We start from the raw sequence: 20,168 nt of genomic DNA, 5'->3' as shown, positions 1-20,168 counted from the left end.
AGGCGCTCAAGGCACAAAGGCCATAGAGCGAAGAGGCTTAAGCGGCCGCAGCGTTGTCCGCTGGGCCGTCCTTCAGCACGAAGCGCCTGTCGCAATATCCGCATTCGACATAGCCCTTCTCGTCAATTTCGAGCCAGACGCGCGGATGGCCAAGGGCAGCGCCGCCACGGATGTCGGACGCGCCGTCGCACTTTACGCGATGATGATCGGTGTAGACGGTTTCGGGTGCCTGAATCATGCGCTGCGGCTAGCAAATCGGCGGGCTTCAGACAATTGCGTTTTCGCTGGCACTGGTGCAGGCAGCGGCCATGGCAAGCACCGACGAAAATCCTCCCGCAATCCGAATTCGCGATCTGGTCAAGCGCTATGCGCCGACGGGCAAGGCGCCGGGCAAGCTGGCACTCGATGGCGTCAGCTTCGATGTGCCGCAAGGGCAGATTTTCGGTCTCCTCGGGCCAAACGGTGCGGGCAAGTCGACACTGATCAACACGCTGGCCGGGCTGGTCATGAAGACCTCGGGCAGCGTCGAGATCTGGGGACATGACATCGATCACGATGTGCGCAATGCCAAGGCTTCGATCGGGATCGTGCCGCAGGAAATCGTGTTTGACCCGTTCTTCACGCCGGCCGAAGTGCTCGACAACCAGGCCGGCCTCTATGGCGTGCCGAAGACGATGCGGCGCACGATGGAGCTGCTGCGCGCGGTGCATCTCGCCGACAAGGCCGATGCCTATGCCCGCTCGCTGTCAGGCGGCATGAAGCGTCGCCTGCTGATCGCCAAGGCAATGGTGCACGCGCCGCCGGTGCTGGTGCTTGATGAGCCTACAGCAGGCGTCGACGTCGAACTCCGGCGGCAGCTGTGGGAACTGGTCGGCGAGCTCAATCGCGATGGCGTGACAGTTGTGCTGACAACCCATTATCTCGAGGAAGCCGAAGAGCTTTGCGATCGCATTGCGATCATCAATCACGGCAAGCTGATCGCCAACAAGCCGACGCGCGAGCTTGTTGACATGGCGCGGGAAAAGATTGTCCTGCTTACGCTGGATCGTGAGCTCGATGTTGCGCCGCAACATCCCGCGTTCCTCAAGAGCCACCTGTCTGGCGAGCGTCAGGTCGAGATCAGTTACGACAAGGATCGCACGACCGCCGGCGAAGTCATGTCTCTTGTGCAGGGGCAGGGGTATGCGATCGTCGACGTTTCGACGCGGGAAGCGGATCTGGAGGACGTGTTCGTCAGCTTGACCAGCATGCCAAAAGAAACTGCCTGATGCGCTGAAGCGCCGGGGCTAGGTTGCTGCGCCATTCTTGACGGCGCGCCAACCACCGCGCTCCAGTCGGCGGATCGGTGCATTGCAGTTCCGGCAAGTGCCGACGAACGTCCGGCCGTTCCATTCCACGGCAGAGCGTTTGGGGCGATGGCGATTGAGCATGCAAAGGAGCCTGGTCTCAAGCATGAGCGGTCAATCTGTGTGAGGGTTTTACGCATGAATACCTATCATGCTGCACCTGCGAAGCAAGTGGCCAAGGTGGTTAATGGTATTAAAAGCTGGTTACACTTGGCCGGATCCAGCGCTAGGCGCACTTTCGCATGGTGACATGAACCGTTACGGCAAGGCCAAAGGCAAGATTGGGAGTTATCCGCTTGAGCGGCAACGCAGCAGCAAACGACGGTGTGCCAGGCCAGACCATTCACGATGTGCTGGTGGTCGGTTCAGGTGCGGCAGGATTGACGGCCGCCCTGGTCCTCGCCGAGACTTGCCGCGTGCTGGTGCTGGCGAAAGGTCCACTGGACGGCGGATCAACGAACTGGGCGCAGGGCGGCATCGCAGCGGTTCTCGATGAAGGCGATACCTTCGAGGATCACATTCGCGACACGATGATCGCAGGGGCCGGTCTCAACCGTCGCGAGACGGTCGAGTTCGTCGTGGAGAATGCGCCTGCCGCTATCCGGCGCCTTGTGGAACTCGGTGTGCCTTTCAACGCGGCACAAGGCGCCTTGCACCTGACCCGCGAGGGAGGACACTCCCATCGCCGCATCGTCCATGTGGATGACGCCACTGGCGCCGCCGTGCAGAAGGCCTTGCTCGATGCCGCGCGGGCGCATGCAAACATCACGCTGCTGCCGGGGCGGACCTGCATCGACCTGATAACCGGGCGGCACGAAGCCGCCCGTTATTCAGGCTCCGGCAGGGTTTGGGGCGTCTATGCGCTTGATGAAGCCAGCGGCAAGGTCGAGGCGCACACGGCCAGCGCGACGATCCTGGCCACTGGCGGAGCGGGCCGCGTCTACCAGTTCAGCACGGCTCCACGCGGAGCCACCGGCGATGGCATCGCCATGGCGTGGCGCGCGGGGGCACGCGTTTCCAACATGGAAATGATGCAGTTTCATCCCACTTGCCTCTACAACCTCGAGGTCAAGAACTTCCTCATAACCGAGGCGGTGCGTGGCGAGGGCGGGCGCCTGATCAACCCGCGTACCGGCAAGCGCTTCATGGAGTTCTATGACGCCGAACGGCTCGAGCTTGCGCCCCGCGATGTCGTGGCCCGCGCGATCGATGCCGAGATCAAGAAATTCGGCCTCGATTATGTCCACCTCGATATCAGCCACATGCCGGCCGATTTCGTCCGCGAACACTTTCCCAATATCTACGACAAGTTGATGGGCTTGGGCATCGACATGACCACCAGTCCCATCCCGGTCGTGCCGGCGCAGCACTACACTTGCGGCGGTATTCTCATCGACCTTGCAGGACGGACGGATCTCCCCGGCCTCTACGCTGCGGGCGAGTGTACGGAAAGCGGCCTGCACGGCGCAAATCGCCTCGCGTCGAACTCGCTGCTCGAATGCTTTGTGTTCGGCGATGCCGCTGCGCGCGATATCCTGCGCCAGAGGGACAGCTTTGCCGCGCCGCCCGAAGTGCGCGCATGGGATGAAAGCCGGGTCACCGACTCTGACGAGGAAGTGGTGATCAAGCAGAACTGGACCGAGATCCGCCGGTTCATGTGGAACTATGTCGGCATCGTGCGGACCAACAAGCGGCTCGAACGCGCGGCTCATCGCATCCAGATGCTGAGTGGTGAGGTCAACGACTACTACGGCCACTTCCGCGTGACGACTGACCTGATCGAGTTGCGCAACCTGTTGCAAAGCGCGGAACTTATCGTCCGCTCGGCCCGGGCAAGGCATGAAAGCCGGGGCCTGCACTACACCCTGGATTATCCCCAGACGGACGCCGTTGCGCGCGATACCGTGCTGGTGCCCTAGGCGGCTTCGGCTTCGACGAATTCCGGGTAGAATACCGGTTCGCGCAGCGACCAGCCGTGCGCCGTTGCGGCGGCTTCGCTGATCGATTGCAGCAGAGCGCGACGGCGGTCCGGTCGAATGACCGGCAAGGCTGCCGCTCCGCAGAACGCCCCCGGCAGCCAGGGACGGGCAGCGGCGCCAAGCAGTCGCTCATAGAGGAAGCGATAGGCCGAGAAGCCGGTGATCCTGTCTTGCGCCAGGTCGAAGGCCGTCAACCGCACTAGCGGGCCCATGAAAGGCTCGAGCGCATCGATCCCGTCGACATGAGGGAGCATCTGGTGCAGCAGCGGCAACTCGCGATAGAGATCCGCCTGCTCCTGGATCGAAGCGGCCTCGTCAGCGGTGCGGCCCCAGCGGCGAACGGTTTCCTGACGACCGCGCGCGACGTCGAGGCTGCGGCGGATATAGCGCTGTTCAGCAGCGGTGAAGCTGGCAAACTCTCTCATCTCGGCAATGGTTATGCCACTTGCGCCCAAGTTCGCCATGAAGACCTGCCCTCCAGCCACGGAGTCGCACTCGACCCGTCCGAGTCTTATTGCACATCATGGTTAATGCGCAGTGATCTTCAGGCAGTGGCGGGCCCTCACATCAATTGAGAAAGCCCGCGACGCCTCAGGAAAAGGCCTTGTACGCGCCGTAGAGGCTGGTGAGGGTGAGGACGGTGCCAACCATGATCAGCATCGTCTTGGCCGGAATGTGCTTGGCCGCCCAGGCGCCGAACGGTGCCGCTGCAAGACCTCCGATGAGGAACCCGAGCGTCGCGCCAGCAACATCGGCCACGCCGAGGTGCCAGATGAACGCCGCAGACACGGTCAGCGTCAGGAAGAATTCGACGGTATTGACCGTACCGACCACCTTGCGCGGATCGGCGCCCTGGATCAGCAGGTTGGATGTTACGACGGGACCCCATCCGCCACCGCCCGCAGCATCGAGAAAGCCACCGACGAGCCCGAGCGGCGCGACCCATCCGGCTTCCTTGATCTTGGGCGGATAGAGAATGCCCCGCACCAGCAGGTAGATGCCGATCGCCGAAAGGTAGAGGAGCACCCACGGCTTCACCAGCGATGCATCGATCGATGACAGGACATAGGCCCCGAGTATGCCACCCGCCATCCCGGGCAGGAGCAGGCGGAAGAACAGCTTCTTGTCCACGTTCCCGTGCAGGAGGTGGCTGATGCCCGAGGTGGCAGTGGTGAAGCATTCGACAATGTGCACGCGCTGAGAAGCCAGGGCGGGGGGAATGCCAAGCACGCCGACCATCAGCGTGTTCGAAATCACGCCGAACGCCATGCCTAGCGCGCCGTCGACCATTTGCGCGGCGAAGCCAACGGCAATGAATGGCAGCAACGCGGCAAAGTCGATGCCTGCGATAAAGTCCATGCGATTCGGTCCCCCTGTCCTGCCGTTGTCGGCCGGGAGGATCCGCTACTCCGGATTAATCTCTACCAAAATGCAAGAAATTATACTCTACCGTAAAGGGAGAGTTTTTTGCGACGAAGCGTTAGCTGCGTTTCCGGTAGCGGAAATACCACACCTCATGGCCGTACACCGTCCGCGCCTTGTGCTCATAACGGGTTTCTGGCCAGCCGCCGGGGCGGACCTGAAAGTCCTTTGCTTCGCGCGCCAGCCATTCGAACTGATGCTTGTGACGGCGCATCACCATCAGGGCATGGCGCAGGTAGACCGCATGGTCCGTGCCGAAGCGGAATTCGCCGCCGGGCTTGAGCTTTGTTGCAAACATGTCGACCGGGCCGTCATTCATCATCCGGCGCTTGGCGTGGCGCGCCTTCGGCCAGGGATCGGGGTGCAGCAGGTAAAGGAACGAGAGTGATCCGTCCGGAATGCGGCGAAGCACTTCCAGGGCATCGCCATGATGAATGCGCACATTCGGAATGGGCGGATGCGCGCCATTGTCGCCAGACACGTGGGTGAGGGCCTGTGCCACGCCGTTCAAGAAGGGCTCTGCCCCGATGAAACCGTGGTCGGGCAGCATGTCGGCGCGGAACGCCATGTGCTCGCCCCCGCCAAAGCCGATTTCGAAGTGCAAGGGGCGCGGTTCGCCGAACAAAGCTTCGGCAGTGATCGGCCCTTCGGCAGGCATCGCGATCTGCGGCAGCAGTTCGTCGACCAGCGCCTGCTGGCCCTGCCGCAAGGGCTTGCCCTTGGCGCGGCCATAGAGGCGGTTGATCGTCGTCGGATCGCCGGGTTTGTAGGCTGTCATGGCGGCGGCGTTTGGCAGGGCGGCCCGCAGGGGTCAATATCATCGGCTTCCTGCGTCCAAGTACAAGAAAATTGGATGGACGGTGCGCGCCTGCTGTGGTGAGCAAAGGCCATGTCCGCCACCGATCATGGCTGCCCTGCGATCGCCGAACTGACCGACAAGGAGTTGGAAGTGCTCCGCCTGCTCACCGCAGGGCACACGATAAAGTCGATTGCGACGGCACTTGGCCGCAGCGAGGCCTCGATCAACGAACGCTTGCGCGATGCCCGGCGCAAGACCGGGATCGGCAGCAGTCGCGAACTGGCGCGGCTGGTGGCGGGACAGGAAAATTGGTCCAGAAAAACTGATCTATCCGTATCCGGCGTCCCGGAAGACGCTGATGAACAGCCCGCAGATGCGGTGCGTCTCTGGCCGAAAGGAAAGATCGCCATGCTCACTCTCATACCCCTTGCCGCCGGTCTCATGCTGGCTTCCCCCGGCTCGCAACAAGCCGCACAGGCACCGGCTGCATATTCGTCCGCTGCCGCTGCCTCGCCGCTCGTCGGCAAGTGGTCGCTCGACACCGCGCGCATTCCCGCCAACGAGCGGCCCCGCAGCGTCACGATCGCGTTTGATGTCTCGCCCGATCAGCAATGGACCACGCGGGTCGAAATCGTCTCGCCCGACGGCAGCCAGATGACTGCAAGCTCAACCGCGAAGCTCGATGGCGTGGCGGTACCGATCTCTGGCAACATCCCGATCTACGATGTCGCGACGCTGCGTCAGCCGGCGCCGAACACGCTGGTCATGACACTGGGCAAGAATGGCAGGCAGGTCGCCACACGGGTCTACACCATTGCCAAGGATGGCAAGTCGATGACCGAGACGATTGTCTGGGCTGACAAGAGCATGCCCGAGATGGAAACGACGTACTTCAACCGCGTCGGCTGACGGCCGGTCCCTGGGCCTCAGTCGCGGCTGAGCGCCCCGGGCTTGTGCGCCGCGCGCTTGCCCCCCTTGGTTTCGACCAGAAACTCCGGATTGTCCTTCGAGGCGGCGACCTTGTGGCCTTTGATGGAGGTGGGCTTTTCCAGCTTGCGCACCACCTTGCCATGGGCTTTGCCGCCGTGGCTCTTCCACGAAACCTTGTCGCCTGCTTTCAGTGCCTTCGCCATGTCATGCTCCTCCTTTTTGCATTTCGCATAACGGAGCGGGTGAGGCGCGCGGCGGTTCCGCTGCTTGCCCGCAAGTGCAGGCATTGAATGCAAAACGGCCCGCCGTTTTCGGCGGACCGTCTCAGGGATGGCTAAGGCAGGCGCGCGGTCAGGCTGCTTCGATGGCGCTCATGTCGTCAGGATCGCGCAGCACGTAGCCGCGGCCCCACACGGTTTCGATGTAGTTCTCGCCACCGCAGGCATGGGCCAGCTTCTTGCGCAGCTTGCAGATGAACACGTCGATGATCTTGAGTTCGGGTTCGTCCATACCGCCATAAAGGTGGTTGAGGAACATTTCCTTGGTCAGCGTAGTGCCCTTGCGCAGCGAAAGCAGCTCGAGCATCGCGTATTCCTTGCCGGTCAGGTGCACGCGGGCACCATCGACCTCGACCGTCTTGGCATCGAGGTTGACCGAGAGCTTGCCGGTGCGGATGACCGACTGCGAATGACCCTTGGAGCGACGCACCACCGCATGGATGCGGGCGATCAGCTCTTCGCGGTGGAAGGGCTTGGTCACGTAGTCGTCGGCGCCGAAGCCGAACGAGCGGACCTTGCTGTCCATCTCCGAAATGCCCGAAAGGATCAGCACCGGCGTCTGCACCTTGGCGACGCGGAGCTTCTTGAGCACGTCATAGCCGTGCATGTCCGGCAGGTTGAGGTCGAGCAGGATGATGTCGTAATCATACAGCTTGCCCAGATCGAGGCCTTCTTCGCCAAGATCGGTAGAGTAGACGTTGAAGCCCTCGGTCGTGAGCATGAGCTCGATCGCCTTGGCCGTTGTAGGTTCGTCCTCGATCAGCAGTACGCGCATTGAACCGCCCCTTGATTGCCATGTCCCCGTGGCAATTAACCCGCTCTAAATCCGGGTTGCCCGCCATTAACCATAGGAGGAATGAACATGAAAGGTTAATTTGTTGTAAAGCGACGAAGCGGTTTCGCGCGGGTTAACCGCCAAGTCGCGGAAAAGTGATTCAATTCGGCGCAGGACTGACTCGTTCTGGCACGCAAAAGCCCGGATTTCGCGGTGTCCCGGAATGAATCACTGGTCCGGGAAGTGATGTTGCAAGGTTAATGCTGCTGGCTTGCTCGCACCGAATCGAACCGTTTGCAGGTGCGAATCAGGCGCCGGCTACACCAAGGCTTGACGCAGCTTCGCGCAATTTCCGTGCACTGGCACTGTCGTTGCGGAAGGCGGCAAGCCCCTTCTGCAAAGCCTCTGCCGCCTTGCGCGGTTCGCCCAGTTGCATGCGGCTGCGCAGCAGCATGATCCAGCGATCGACATCGCCTGGGTTGGCCTGAAGTTTGGCCTCCAGCCCATCGACCATGCCGCGAATCATTGCTTCCTGCTGACCCTTGGGCATGCCCTCGGCGGCTTTCATCTGCTCGCTGGTGGGGCCGGGAATGCCCGCAGCGGCCTTGTGCGGGCCATCGGTAATCACGCCATTGGCGGGTGCGGCAAACTTTGCTTCGGCCAGGCGCTTCTCGACATCGATCTTGTGCTTCTCGCCGACATTGCGGATCACCTCGCGGATGTCCTCGGCATAGGGAGCGTCGGCAGGCGTATCCTCGAGCAGGTCAAACCAGGCGTTGATGGCCTGCCGGTGCCGACCGGACAGGTCCATCGCTACTGCTTGGAAATAGCGGGCACGGGCGTCCTTGGGATCAAGCTTGATCGCCTTGTCGAACGCGGCCTTGGCGTCACGGGGCATCCGACCCTCTTCCTTGCTGGCAAGCACAAGTGCCTCGCCAAGGAACGACCAGGTTTCGGCATGGTCAGGATCGAGCTTTGTCGCCTTCTTCAGCGCGGTGGCAGCTTCGGCATAGCGCTCGGTCTGGAAATAGGACCAGCCCAGCATGCGCCAGCCTTCGGCATCGTCCGGTTTCTCCGCCAGCTTCGCCTCGAGCTTGGCGATCACGTCCTCGACCGAAGGCTGCTGGCTCGGCTCGGCGGGCGGCGGCACCGCCGGAGGCGGCGGCGTATCCGGGCCGCGGAGCATGGCAACACCGCCAGCGCCCAGCGCGATCAGTCCTGCAGCGATCAGGGCATAGCGGCCCATGCGCGACGTCCCTTGGGCCGGATCACGCGGTGCAGGCTCGCGCGGGTCACTGGCGGGCTGGGGGTCGGTCATCGCTCACTCCTGTCGGGCACCATCCTTGGCGTCCGAGTCATGAGGCGCATATCGTGCCGGGAGGGTTGCTTGCAAGCGTCACCGGCGCACAGGCCGCGTCTCGTGCCGGATGCGCAAATTGCGGGTGGCAATGCGCGGCGCATCGGCTAATGTCGTCCGACAGGGGTCGCAAATCGGTTTTTTGAACAGGCAGGTGCGGGAACAGCGCCGTCCGTTCGCGATGCGGGGGACGCATACCGGTGGGCGAGGTTTTCAAGGTTGCGATCATCGGCTCGGGCCCGGCGGGCATGAGTGCTGCCGGCCGTGCGGCGCAGCTCGGCATGAGCCACGTGCTGCTTGAAAAGACCGATCACCTTTCGGACACGATCTACAAGTACCAGAAGGGCAAGCATGTGATGGCCACGCCGTCGCAGCTGATCCTGCGGTCCGATCAGGAATTCGATGCGGGCAAGAAGGAAGACATCCTCGACAAGTGGAACCGCCGCACCGCCGAACTCGGCGTGAACGTGAAGTACAATGCCGAGGTGAAGTCCATCAAGGGAACCGGTGCGCCGATCCCCGGCTCGGTCCAGAAGATCGTGACGAGAGCGCGAGACGGATCGACCACCACGACCGAACTCCAGCGCTTCGCGCCGCCCTATGCCATCGAACTGACCAACGGCGAGACGGTCATGGCCGAGACCGTGGTCCTCGCCATCGGCACGCAGGGCAATCCGAACCTGATGCGCTGCCCGGGTGGCGATCTGCCGCATGTGACCTACCAGCTCGACGATCCTTACGCCGTGCTCGACCAGCACATCGTCGTGGTCGGCACCGGCGACGCCGGGATCGAGAACGCGCGCGGTCTGGTGGAAGATCCGGCGCAGGGCAATGTCGTCACCGTGCTCAACCGCAGCCCGAAATCGACAAACGTCCGCGAAAGCTTCGCCACCGCCAAGGAGCCCAACGCCAAGGCCCTGGTCGAGGACGATGCGGCCGGCAAGCTGACGATCCGCTACGAGACCGAGACCAAGTCGATCGAGCCCGGCTGGATCACCCTGTCCACCCGCGATGGCGAGGAGCGCATCCGTTGCGACCGCATCATCGCCCGCATCGGCTCGGCCCCGCCGCGCGCCTTCGTCGAAGGCTGTGGGATCGAGTTCGCCAGCGCCGACCGCCTCGCCTTTCCGACGCTGTCGCCGCAGTTCGAATCGACTGCGCCCGGCATTTTCGTGATCGGCGCGCTGGCAGGCTACCCCCTGATCAAGCACTGCATGAACCAGGGCTACGACGTCGTCGAGTTCATCAACGGCAACACCGGCCTGAAACCCGCCGACGAGCCCCTGCTCGAGGCCAAGTTCGCAGGGCTGCCGGGCAACCGCTCGGTAAACGACTGGCTGGAATTCCTGCGGACCAACGTTTCCATCCTTGATGGCATGACCACGCTGCAGCTGCGCGAATTCATGCTCGATTCGGCTGCGCGCGCCTATGCCAAGGGCGAGACGATCTTCGAGAAGAACGACCCCGGGTCCTCGCTTTTCGCCATCGCCTCGGGCTCGGTCCACGTGCGCCTCGATGCCAATGACCCGTCGAAGGTCGTGGCGATCCCGGCAGGCACGATCTTTGGCGAAGTGGGCCTGATTTCCGGCCGCAAGCGTGGCGCCACGATCGTGGCGGCCGAAGACACCATCTGTGTCGAGATCAGCCGCAACGCGGCGCTCAAGCTGCAGAGCCAGGTGCCGACTGCCAAGCGCGCGATCGAGCGCATCTCGACCGAACGCCAGATCCTGCAGATGTTCGGCTCGGGCCTGACCAGCGCCGACATTGCCGAAGTGGTCGAAACCTCGAAGATCATGGCCGTCCGCGCGGGCGATGCGATCATCAAGGAAGGCGACGAGGACAAGGACATCTATGTCATCCGCGTCGGCTCGATGGTGGTGGAGAAGGAAGTCGGCGGCAAACCGGTGTTCCTTTCATACCTGCCGGCAGGTTCTTACGTCGGCGAAATGGCGCTGATCGATGGTGGACGGCGCACGGCCACTGTCCGCGCCGCGATCAAGAGTGAAGTCATCAGAATCGATGGCGAGGCATTTGGCCGCGTGCTGGCTGCCAAGCCCGCCCTGCTCGATCGCGCGCGCAAGGACATGGAGGTCCGCCGCAAGACCAATGCCTTCATCGAATCGAAGAAGGACAGCTTCTCGGGCGTGGTCGATCTCTATTCGGAGCAGGCCAAGTTCCTCGTGTCTCAGGGCCTGGGCGAGGCGACCGACGTCCTGCTGATCGACGAACGCCTCTGCGTCGGCTGCGACAACTGCGAGAAGGCCTGCGCTGACAGCCATGACGGCCTCTCGCGGCTGGACCGCGAGGCTGGCAAGAGCTTCGCGCACCTCCACGTGCCGACATCGTGCCGCCACTGCGAGCACCCGCACTGCATGGCCGATTGCCCGCCAAATGCGATTCATCGCGGCCCCGATGGCGAAGTTTTCATCAACGATACCTGCATCGGCTGCGGCAACTGCCAGCGCAACTGCCCCTATGGCGTGATCCGCATGGACAAGGTGCCGCCGAAGAAGCCGTCGCTGCTGTCATGGCTGTTCTTCGGGTCCGGGCCGGGGCCGGGCGAGCCGCCCTACAAGTGGTCGAAGAAGAACACGAAGTACACCGGCGACCCGGCGGTCGACGAGCTGCTCGACCGCAAGAAGGCGATCAAGTGCGACATGTGTGCCGGGATCGAAGGCGGCCCCAGCTGCGTCCGTGCCTGCCCGACCGGCGCTGCCATCCGCGTATCGCCCGACGAGTTTCTGACCGTCGCGCGGCTCGAGAACGAGGGGGTCTGAGCCGATGGCATCCGTTGCACCACGCAAGCGTACCGGCGCTACCCGCCAGCGCACTTCCACGCATGAAGGGTTCCTGACCCACCGGAACCTGTTCTGGGGCAAGCTTTCGGCCGTGCTGGCGATTGCGCTGATCGCGCTTTACATCTTCGTGCCGCTGCCGGGCACGCACTTCGGTTCGAGCTGGCTGGGCTACACGCTCGGCACGATCGGTGCGCTGCTGATCCTGTGGCTGACCATGCTCGGCATGCGCAAGCGCGCGATCACGCCGGGCCGCTGGAGCCTGAAGGGCTGGACTTCGGCGCATGTCTACCTCGGCCTGTGCCTGACCGTGATCGGTACGTTGCATTCAGGTTTCCACCTTGGCTGGAACGTGCATACGCTGGCCTGGGCGCTGATGCTGATCGTCATAGGTTCGGGGATCTTCGGCATCTGGGTTTATGCCACGATGCCGCAGGCGCTGTCAGCCAACCGCTATGATGAAGAAGGTGCGATCACCGAAAAGCAGATGATCGAAGCGCTGCGTTCGCTTGATCGCCAGATCCACGATGCTGCGCAGCCGCTCGACCCTGAAACGGCGACGCTGGTGGGTAAGAGCCTCGATGAAGATCCCTTCGCTGGCAGCTTCTGGAACCGCATAACCGGCAAATACCCCCGATGCGCGACGCGGAGCACGGCAGCGGAACTGCGCCGACTGCGGGCCTATCGCCCGCGCATTGCCAATGATCCGCTCGACAAGGTCGATGCCCTGCTCACGCGCAAGGAGGCGATGCTGGGCAGAATGCGACGGCACTTGAAGCTCAAATCATGGTTGCAGGCATGGCTCTATGTTCACGTGCCCGTGACATTTGCGCTGATCGCGGCGCTTTCCGCCCATATCGTCAGCGTCTTCTTCTACTGGTGAGCAAGAGATGAGCTTCCTAGTCCGCCAGATCGCGCTCAAGTCCAGTGGCGAGGAGATCGTCCGGCCGTCCACGGTCGAAGGCGATGTCTTGACCATCGGGCGTGATGCCGCATGCGATATTCACCTGCCCGACCTCGCCGTCGACCCGCGCCATGCGCAAGTCACGCGCGCTGCGGACGGCAGCCTCGTCATCGCCTCGATTGGCGCGCAGCCGTTCGAGGTCAACGGCCGCAGCACGACGCAAAGCCCGCTCGATCCGGTGGCGGGAGCAGAGCTGACTTTCGGCGGACATCGCATCTCGGTTGCGGTCGATGCCGAAAGCGGCGCCGCAACCTTCACTGTCCGCCGTGTCGAGGCCGTATCGGATTCGGCCGAGGACAAGGACATCACCACCGTCTACACGCTCAAGGGCCTGCTGCCCGGCAAGCGCATGTCGGCGTGGACCTTTGCCATACTGGTGCTGGTCTCGTTCCTCGCCTTCCCGATCTACAGCTACATGACCTACAAGCCGCTGGCGATGCAGGAGAAGGCGCGCCGGCCCGATGGCTTCCATGCCGACCAGACCTGGTCCTCGGGGCCGTTGAGCCTTGCCCACAAGAATCTGGGTGGCGATTGCCAGGCCTGCCACACGCAGGCTTTTGTCGCGGTGACCGATAACGCCTGCCTGACGTGCCACACCAAGGACGCGCACGATCACATCGCGGACAAGGGGCGGCTGCTCAAGGCGCGCGGCGAGCCGACCGGCATGGCCGCACTCCAGCGTGCGGTGGCCAGTGCTTTCAATCGCCCGGCGGGCAGGTGTGTCGATTGTCACACCGAGCATGAGGGGGCGGGTGCTATGCCAGCCACCCAGCAGAAATTCTGCGCGGACTGCCACAACGGTATGAAGGGTCGCTTGCCAGACACGAAGATCGCCGATGCCGCCGATTTCGGAACGGCCCATCCCCAGTTCAAGCCGATGATCATCAGCGGCATGAACGGCAAGAAGCCCCTGTTCCAGCGCGCCAGCTGGACGCCGGGGTTGACCGAGAACAACGGCCTCAAGTTCACCCATGGCCAGCATCTGTCCAAGACCAACGGCATTGCCCAGATGGTCCGCCGCATGCCCGGGCGCTTTGCCGCCGGCGATGCCCTGCAGTGCAAGGATTGCCACAAGGCCGATGCCACCGGCACTCGCTTCAAACCGGTAGTGATGGAAGATTCCTGCCAGTCCTGCCATTCGCTGAGCTTCGACCAGGTCGGTGGCACCTTCCGCACCTTGCGCCATGGCGAGCCTGAACTGGTGGTTGCCGATCTGCGCGCATTCTATCGTGGCGGCGCTCCGGCGCGTCCGGCCAACCTGTCGGGCCTCGCTCGCCGCGTGCCGGGTGACGCCGCATTGCGTTCCACTGCGGCCGACTATGCCCGCGCGGTCAGGTTCTACCCGACGCGCGCCGAACAGGCGGTGGCGCAAGTCTTCTCAAATGGCGGAATGTGCTACGATTGCCATACCGTGGGCCGGGGTGGATCGATGGCCAGCGCGGGATTCACCGTGCAGCCGGTCGCACAGAACGATCGCTATTACCACAAGGGCTGGTTCGATCATAAGCCGCACAACAAGAGCGATTGCGCCGATTGCCACGTCAATGCCGCCACTTCGAACAAGGCGAGCGACCTGCTGGTGCCCGGCATTGACGGCAAGGGCGGGTGCCGTTCCTGCCATGTCGGCGGTGAGGGGGCAAAGCTTGCATCCGTATCCGTGAAAGACCCGGTCGATTCCTCCTGCGCGATGTGCCACTCCTACCACATGGACGCGGGCGCTCCCTGGGCGCCCAAGAAGGACCGGAAGAAGGACGTGGCGCAAACCGTGGCCGTGGCTGAAAGGCCCCGTTTCCCGGTCAAGCTGCGATAAAGCGCCGGGACGGGGGGACGATGCTGATCGCGCAGGTCACCGATATTCACCTCGGGTTCGAACCTGATTCGCCCGGTGAATTCAACCGGCAGCGGCTTGACCGCGTGCTGGGGGAACTGGCTGCGATGCAGCCGCGCCCGGATTTGCTGCTGGCGACCGGTGACCTGATCGACCGCGGTGACAGGGCCAGCTACGAGCGCCTGCGCGAGGCTTTCTCAGGCCTGCCGTTCCCGGTGCACTATGCGCTCGGCAACCATGACGAACGTGCCACTTTCCGCGAGGTTTTTCCCGAGATCGCCTTCGACGGGGGCTTTCTGCAGTATGTCGTCGAAACCGGCCCGCTGCGCCTGATCGTACTCGATACGCTCGAGGAAGGTCGCCACGGCGGCGCCTTCTGCGAGGCTCGTGCCGATTGGCTCAGGGCGCGGCTCGACGAAGCGCCGGATGTGCGCACGCTGATCGTCCAGCACCATCCTCCGGTAGAGGTCGGCATTCCGTGGATGAACACCGATCCGGCCGAACCATGGGTCGAACGGCTGGCTGCATGCTTGCGCGGCAGAAGCAACATCGTCGGCGTGGTCTGTGGCCATATCCATCGCGCCATCAGCACAGCGTGGGAAGGCACGGTTGTCGCCACCTGCCCGTCGACGGCGCCGCAAGTCGCGCTGGATCTGCGGCCGATCGACCCGGACTGCCCTGACGAGCGGAACCTGATCATTGCCGACCCGCCGGGTTACGCGCTGCACTGGTTCAACGGCCGTGAACTCGTGACGCACTGGGACACGGCAGAGGACCATCAGGTTCTTGCAAGGTACGACGCCAACCTGCAGGGCATGATCCAGCACATGCTGGCCGAGCGGCCCGGCGCTTGAGCGCCTAAAGTGCTCTAGCGGACCGCCGCCAGCGCCTTCTGGCGCCGCCGCTGCACCGAACTGCCGAGCCCGATTGCCTCGCGATACTTCGCCACCGTGCGCCGGGCGAGGTCGAAGCCCTTGGCTTTCAAGAGATCGACAAGGGCATCGTCCGAAAGGATCGCCTTGGGATCCTCGGCATCGATCAGCTGCCGGATCGCGGCCTTGACCGCTTCGGCAGAAGCGCCTTCGCCGTCCGACGAGCCCACGCCGGATGTGAAGAAATACTTCAGCTCGAACGTGCCCCGCTCGCAATGCAGGTACTTGTTCGAGGTGACCCGGCTGACGGTCGATTCATGCATCGAGATCGCTTCGGCCACGGTCTTGAGCGTGAGTGGGCGCAAGTGCGCCACGCCGTGCCGGAAGAAGCCGTCCTGTTGCTTCACCAGTTCCGATGCCACCTTGAGGATCGTCTTCTGCCGCTGGTCGAGCGCCTTCAGCAGCCAGTTGGCATCGGCCAGCTTGTCGCCCAGCCAGGCCTTGGCGTCCTTGCTGATACAGGCCCCGCGCATTTCGACATAGTAGCTGCGGTTGACGACCAGGCGCGGCAGGGTTGCCTGGTTGAGCGCGATGTTCCACCCGTCCCTTGTGGCGCGTACCAGGATGTCGGGCACGACAGCTTCTGCAGTACCACCACCAAAGCGCAGGCCGGGACGCGGATCGTAGCTGCGCAACTCGGCCAGCATGTCGGCGAAATCTTCGTCATCGACCTGGCACAGCCGCTTGAGCCGCGCGATTTCCCCGCGCGCGACGAGGTCCAAGTTGTCTATCAGCCGGGCCATGCAGGGATCGTAGCGATCGGCCTCCTTCGCCTGCAGCGCGATGCATTCGGCAAGATTACGCGCGCCGACGCCGGTGGGGTCGAGCGTCTGGACCAGCGCCAATGCGCGTTCGACGACGACAAGCGATAGCCCGAGTGCGTCGGCAATCTCGCCGAGTGGAATGCCGATATAGCCTGCCTCGTCCAGCTGATCGATCAGCCAGCGGGCGACGAACAGCATCTGCGGGTCCGAAGTGCTTGCGCCGATCTGGGCATGGAGATGCTCGGCCAGCGTCTGCTCGAAGCGGCCATGCTCGTCGATATCCGGGCCTTCGCCGCCTGCGGCAAGGTCGCGCGAGGCGGAAAGCTCGAATGCGCCCGCATCGCCGGTATCACGGTCGCGGTCCAGCGCGGAGACATCGATGTCGAGCGGTCGATCTTCCTCCACCCGACCTTCGGAAACCAGCTGGTCGACCGGCGAGGATTCGAGATGTGTCCGCCGCAGTTCCTCGGGCAGGACCTCCATGGGCTCGGGCTGAGAAGCTTCACCGATTTCCAGCAGAGGATTGGCTTCGAGCGCCTCGCCGATGAAGGTTTCCACCTCGAGGTTCGACAACGCCAGCAGCTTGATCGCCTGCTGGAGTTGCGGCGTCATCACCAGCGACTGGGTCTGCCGGATGTCCAACCGAGGCCCGAGAGCCATCCTTCAGACTCCCCCCGAGTCCAGCATCAGTTGCCGCCCTGCCTCACAGGGTGAAGCCTTCGCCAAGATAGAGCCTGCGGACGTTGGCATCGGCAACCAGCGCTTCGGGGCTGCCGGCAAACAGGACTTGCCCGCCATAGATGATGCAGGCGCGATCGACGATATCGAGTGTTTCGCGCACGTTGTGGTCGGTGATCAGCACGCCGATGCCGCGCCCTTTGAGGTCCTTCACCAGATGGCGGATGTCGCTGATCGAAAGCGGGTCGATCCCGGCAAAGGGCTCGTCGAGCAGGATGATCGACGGGCGCGCCGCCAGAGCGCGGGCAATCTCGCAGCGCCTGCGTTCGCCGCCCGAAAGCGCCATGGCCGGGCTGGAGCGCAGCCGCGTCAGGCCGAATTCGTCGAGCAGGCGTTCAAGCTCGGCTTCGCGCGTAGCCTTGTCCGGCTCGATCAGTTCGAGCACGGTCGAAATGTTCTGCTCGACCGTCATGCCGCGGAAGATCGAGGTTTCCTGCGGCAGATACCCGAGGCCGAGGATCGAGCGCCGGTACATCGGCAGCTTTGTGATATCGACGCCATCAAGCAGGATGCGGCCCGAATCGGGGCGTACCAGGCCCATGATCGAGTAGAAGCACGTCGTCTTTCCCGCGCCGTTCGGCCCCAGCAGGCCCAGCACCTCGCCTTTGCCGACGGATAGGGAGATGTCGGTGAGAACCGCACGCTTGTCATAGGACTTGGCAATCGACACGACTTCGAGCCCGCCCTGCGGGATCGGCGGGGCAGCATTTGCAGGGGCGGCAGTCTTTTCGATCACGGTCATCGCTTCAGCTCTGCAGTTTCAGGCGCTTGGCCCTTCCAATAACGCCACATCGCGACGCGGCAAACCCCGCGCCGCGGATTTGGCAGGATTTATGCATGGCCCTGCTTTGCCAAACGTGAATGAGCGACTTGTCCTTGGGCGAAACACTCCGAATTGGAATTGATCTTGCAGGTTCGCGTGCCGCATGATCTACTGCTTTCGGAGCAGGGTAGCACAAGGATCGGAGCCATGAACAAGGCCCTCCATTCGCAGGCGGCAAAGTCCGCAGCGATCGACTGGCGCAAGAAGATGAGCAACAACGTCGCCTACGGGCTGCTGGTCTACACGGCGTTGCAGATCTTCGTGACCATGCACGAGCTTCAGGACCAGAGCGCCTCGATCCTCCCGGTCTTCGTGCTGGTCGTGCTGGTTGCGGCCATCATTCCGCTATTCCGTCATTTTGAGCGTCGCTGGGAACATCTGAGCGACGAACAGGCCCATGACATGGCGTTTGCCACCGCTTTCAAGCGGGACCAGGTCAAGGTCTGTTCATGCTGTCACCCGCCGAAGCCCAGGAGCGCTGCGAAGCGCTGATCGCGCGCGCGCGCCGTGCGGGGGCCGATGCAGGCGATGCAGTCTATCTCGGCAACGCCTCGGAATCGGTCTCGGTGCGGCTTGGTGCGCTCGAGGACGTCGAGCGGTCCGAATCCGAGAACATCGGCCTGCGCGTCTTTGTCGGGGGGGCATCTGCTTCGATCGGCTCGACCGATCTTGGCGACACTGCGCTCGATGAGCTCGCCAGCCGCGCCGTTGCCATGGCCCGGCTCGCCCCGGCCGACAAGTTCGCAGGGCTCGCCCCCGAAGAGCTGCTGCTTCAGGGCCTTGCGCCCGACCTCGATCTTGATGACGGGACCGAGCGCAGCCCGGCAGACCTTCGCCGTCTGGCGGAGGAAGCCGAGGAAGCCGCCCGTGCCATCCCCGGCGTGACCAACAGCGAGGGCGGCGGGGCCAGCGCTGGGCGAGGGCTGTTCGCGCTCGCCACCAGCCACGGCTTCTCCGGTGCCTACGCTGCATCCAGCCACAGCATCTCGGCAAGCGTCGTCGCGGGCGAGGGCGGCAACATGCAGCGCGATTACTCCTGGCGCAGCACCCGCCATGCCGCTGACCTCAAAGGCCCTGCCGAGATCGGCCGCGAAGCGGGCGAGCGGGCCGTACGTCGCCTGAACCCGGGACGGGTCAAATCCGGCCCGATGCCGGTCGTGTTCGACCCGCGCGTCGCCAATACTCTGGTCGGCCACCTGCTGGGAGCGATGAGCGGGGCCTCGATTGCCCGTCGCGCCAGCTTCCTGCTCGATCGCGACGGCCAGAAGCTGTTCGACAGTGCAATCACCATCTCCGACAATCCGCTGGCGCTACGCGGCATGCGCTCGCGCCCGTTTGACGGAGAAGGGCTGCCAACCGCGCCGCGCAAGCTGATCGATGCCGGGCAGTTGACCGGCTGGCTCATGGATTCGGCCGCCGCACGCCAGCTGGGGGCAATGCCGACCGGCCATGCCTCGCGTGGATCTTCGGGTGCGCCACACGTGACGTCCAGCAATGTCGTGCTCGAAGCCGGCACCATTACGCCTGCCCAGCTGATGGCCGACATCGCCGATGGCGTCTATGTCACCGAACTGATCGGGCAGGGCGTCAACGGCGTGACCGGCGACTACAGCCGCGGGGCTTCCGGCTTCCGCATCGTGAACGGTGAGCTGGCCGGACCGATTGCGGAATTCACCGTGGCGGGAAGCCTCATCGACATGTTCGCGGCATTGACTGCAGCGAACGATCTCGACGTCTATCGCGGTATCGATACGCCCACCCTGCGGGTCGACGGCATGAGCGTTGCGGGCGATTGAAACGAAAGAGGGCGCAAGGTCCGCCGACCCCGCGCCCTCATTCATTCGCAGAGGCGAAAGTTCAGCCCTTGGCCGACTTTGCGCGTTCGATCGCTTCGATCGTGATGCGCCTGGCGTCGTCAGCGCCGCCCCAGGTGCCTACGCGCACCCACTTGTCCTTTTCCAGGTCCTTGTAGTGGGTGAAGAAGTGTTCGATCTGCTGCATCACGATTTCCGGCAGATCGTCGCGTTCCTTCACGTCCGAATAGTACGGGAAGGTCGAATCGACCGGCACGCAGACCAGCTTCTCGTCTCCGCCGTGTTCGTCCTCAAGGTTGAGCACGGCGATGGGACGGGCGCGGACGACCGAGCCTGCAAGAAAGGGCGAGCGCGCGATCACCAGCGCGTCGAGCGGGTCACCGTCGGGTGAGAGGGTGTGCGGCACGAAGCCGTAGTTGGCGGGGTAGCGCATCGGCGTGTGCAGGATGCGGTCAACGAACAGCGCGCCCGATGCCTTGTCGAATTCGTACTTGACCGGCTCGCCGCCGACCGGAACCTCGATGATGACGTTGAGGCTTTCCGGCGGATTGTCACCGGTGGGAATCATGTCGATGCGCATCTTTGGCCCTGTTCGTTGGGTGGAGAGGATGCGCCGCCCCTAGC

At 63.5% G+C, this 20,168-nt stretch carries 20 protein-coding genes; 9 read left to right on the top strand and 11 right to left on the bottom strand.

Features of this window, described 5'->3' with window-relative positions; translation table 11 throughout:
- Positions 1-37: 37 nt before the first annotated feature.
- Positions 38-238, bottom strand: coding sequence for a zinc-finger domain-containing protein (locus ACZ1JY_RS09540; protein ID WP_118072956.1), 201 nt, complete (start codon positions 236-238; stop codon positions 38-40).
- A gap of 70 nt (positions 239-308) precedes the next feature.
- Here ACZ1JY_RS09540 and ACZ1JY_RS09535 point away from each other — a divergent pair, with 70 nt between their 5' ends.
- Positions 309-1,268, top strand: coding sequence for an ABC transporter ATP-binding protein (locus ACZ1JY_RS09535; RefSeq protein WP_465129125.1), 960 nt, complete (start codon positions 309-311; stop codon positions 1,266-1,268).
- Between the two features lie 18 nt (positions 1,269-1,286).
- Here the strand turns inward: ACZ1JY_RS09535 and ACZ1JY_RS09530 are convergent, their stop codons facing one another.
- The gene (locus tag ACZ1JY_RS09530) at positions 1,287-1,430 is read right to left on the bottom strand and encodes a hypothetical protein (RefSeq protein WP_162895939.1); all 144 of its coding nucleotides are present in this window, start codon (positions 1,428-1,430) and stop codon (positions 1,287-1,289) included.
- A gap of 212 nt (positions 1,431-1,642) precedes the next feature.
- On the opposite strand from ACZ1JY_RS09530, the gene nadB reads away from it, so the two are divergent.
- A complete protein-coding gene (gene nadB / locus ACZ1JY_RS09525) occupies positions 1,643-3,265 on the top strand; it encodes an L-aspartate oxidase (RefSeq protein ID WP_465129124.1) in 1,623 nt (540 codons plus the stop codon).
- On the opposite strand, the gene ACZ1JY_RS09520 is transcribed toward nadB, so the two are convergent.
- From ACZ1JY_RS09520 to trmB, 3 genes are all read right to left on the bottom strand, one after another.
- Positions 3,262-3,789 (bottom strand): hypothetical protein, encoded by a 528-nt coding sequence (locus tag ACZ1JY_RS09520; protein ID WP_465129123.1) that lies wholly within the window; start codon positions 3,787-3,789, stop codon positions 3,262-3,264. The genes nadB and ACZ1JY_RS09520 overlap by 4 nt on opposite strands.
- 127 nt (positions 3,790-3,916) lie before the next feature.
- Positions 3,917-4,684, bottom strand: a complete 768-nt coding sequence (locus ACZ1JY_RS09515; protein ID WP_465129122.1) for a sulfite exporter TauE/SafE family protein — start codon at positions 4,682-4,684, stop codon at positions 3,917-3,919.
- Positions 4,685-4,805: 121 nt separating this feature from the next.
- Positions 4,806-5,525, bottom strand: a complete 720-nt coding sequence (gene trmB, locus ACZ1JY_RS09510) for a tRNA (guanine(46)-N(7))-methyltransferase TrmB (protein WP_118072959.1) — start codon at positions 5,523-5,525, stop codon at positions 4,806-4,808.
- Between the two features lie 111 nt (positions 5,526-5,636).
- On the opposite strand from trmB, the gene ACZ1JY_RS09505 reads away from it, so the two are divergent.
- Complete coding sequence (locus ACZ1JY_RS09505; protein WP_465129121.1) at positions 5,637-6,455, top strand: helix-turn-helix transcriptional regulator; 819 nt, start codon at positions 5,637-5,639, stop codon at positions 6,453-6,455.
- A gap of 17 nt (positions 6,456-6,472) precedes the next feature.
- On the opposite strand, the gene ACZ1JY_RS09500 is transcribed toward ACZ1JY_RS09505, so the two are convergent.
- The 3 genes from ACZ1JY_RS09500 to ACZ1JY_RS09490 all read right to left on the bottom strand — a co-directional run bounded on the left by ACZ1JY_RS09500 (position 6,473) and on the right by ACZ1JY_RS09490 (position 8,847).
- Positions 6,473-6,679 carry a hypervirulence associated TUDOR domain-containing protein gene (locus ACZ1JY_RS09500; RefSeq protein ID WP_465129120.1) on the bottom strand — a complete coding sequence of 69 codons (207 nt, stop codon included), beginning with the start codon at positions 6,677-6,679 and terminating at the stop codon, positions 6,473-6,475.
- A 148-nt stretch (positions 6,680-6,827) separates the two neighbouring features.
- Entirely contained in the window at positions 6,828-7,529 is a 702-nt protein-coding gene (gene ctrA / locus ACZ1JY_RS09495) for a response regulator transcription factor CtrA (RefSeq protein ID WP_011443965.1), read from the bottom strand.
- Between the two features lie 307 nt (positions 7,530-7,836).
- Positions 7,837-8,847, bottom strand: a complete 1,011-nt coding sequence (locus ACZ1JY_RS09490; RefSeq protein WP_118072961.1) for a tetratricopeptide repeat protein — start codon at positions 8,845-8,847, stop codon at positions 7,837-7,839.
- A gap of 239 nt (positions 8,848-9,086) precedes the next feature.
- Between ACZ1JY_RS09490 and ACZ1JY_RS09485 the strand changes: the two genes are divergently transcribed.
- Genes ACZ1JY_RS09485 through ACZ1JY_RS09470 form a run of 4 tightly spaced genes read left to right on the top strand, consistent with a single transcriptional unit; the run spans position 9,087 to position 15,327 of the window.
- Complete coding sequence (locus ACZ1JY_RS09485) at positions 9,087-11,663, top strand: cyclic nucleotide-binding domain-containing protein (protein ID WP_465129119.1); 2,577 nt, start codon at positions 9,087-9,089, stop codon at positions 11,661-11,663.
- Positions 11,664-11,667: 4 nt separating this feature from the next.
- The gene (locus ACZ1JY_RS09480; RefSeq protein WP_118072963.1) at positions 11,668-12,564 is read left to right on the top strand and encodes a hypothetical protein; all 897 of its coding nucleotides are present in this window, start codon (positions 11,668-11,670) and stop codon (positions 12,562-12,564) included.
- A 7-nt stretch (positions 12,565-12,571) separates the two neighbouring features.
- The gene (locus ACZ1JY_RS09475; RefSeq protein ID WP_465129118.1) at positions 12,572-14,455 is read left to right on the top strand and encodes a cytochrome c3 family protein; all 1,884 of its coding nucleotides are present in this window, start codon (positions 12,572-12,574) and stop codon (positions 14,453-14,455) included.
- Positions 14,456-14,475: 20 nt separating this feature from the next.
- Positions 14,476-15,327: a phosphodiesterase gene (locus ACZ1JY_RS09470; protein WP_118072964.1), complete on the top strand. Its 852-nt coding sequence runs from the start codon at positions 14,476-14,478 to the stop codon at positions 15,325-15,327.
- Between the two features lie 14 nt (positions 15,328-15,341).
- On the opposite strand, the gene rpoN is transcribed toward ACZ1JY_RS09470, so the two are convergent.
- Positions 15,342-16,829 (bottom strand): RNA polymerase factor sigma-54, encoded by a 1,488-nt coding sequence (gene rpoN / locus ACZ1JY_RS09465; protein WP_465129117.1) that lies wholly within the window; start codon positions 16,827-16,829, stop codon positions 15,342-15,344.
- Positions 16,830-16,872: 43 nt separating this feature from the next.
- Positions 16,873-17,649: an LPS export ABC transporter ATP-binding protein gene (gene lptB, locus ACZ1JY_RS09460; protein ID WP_118072966.1), complete on the bottom strand. Its 777-nt coding sequence runs from the start codon at positions 17,647-17,649 to the stop codon at positions 16,873-16,875.
- A 228-nt stretch (positions 17,650-17,877) separates the two neighbouring features.
- Between lptB and ACZ1JY_RS09455 the strand changes: the two genes are divergently transcribed.
- The gene (locus ACZ1JY_RS09455; RefSeq protein ID WP_465129116.1) at positions 17,878-18,222 is read left to right on the top strand and encodes a hypothetical protein; all 345 of its coding nucleotides are present in this window, start codon (positions 17,878-17,880) and stop codon (positions 18,220-18,222) included.
- A complete protein-coding gene (locus tag ACZ1JY_RS09450) occupies positions 18,180-19,526 on the top strand; it encodes a TldD/PmbA family protein (protein WP_118072968.1) in 1,347 nt (448 codons plus the stop codon). The genes ACZ1JY_RS09455 and ACZ1JY_RS09450 overlap by 43 nt, the downstream gene beginning before the upstream one ends.
- 61 nt (positions 19,527-19,587) lie before the next feature.
- On the opposite strand, the gene ppa is transcribed toward ACZ1JY_RS09450, so the two are convergent.
- Positions 19,588-20,124, bottom strand: a complete 537-nt coding sequence (gene ppa / locus ACZ1JY_RS09445; protein WP_118072969.1) for an inorganic diphosphatase — start codon at positions 20,122-20,124, stop codon at positions 19,588-19,590.
- Between the last annotated feature and the right edge of the window lie 44 nt (positions 20,125-20,168).

The sequence above is a fragment of the Novosphingobium sp. BL-A-41-Hi4B-X5A genome, assembly GCF_055521705.1.
Note: the sequence above shows the minus strand (reverse complement) of the source record. Positions and strands in the feature narration are given on the sequence as shown.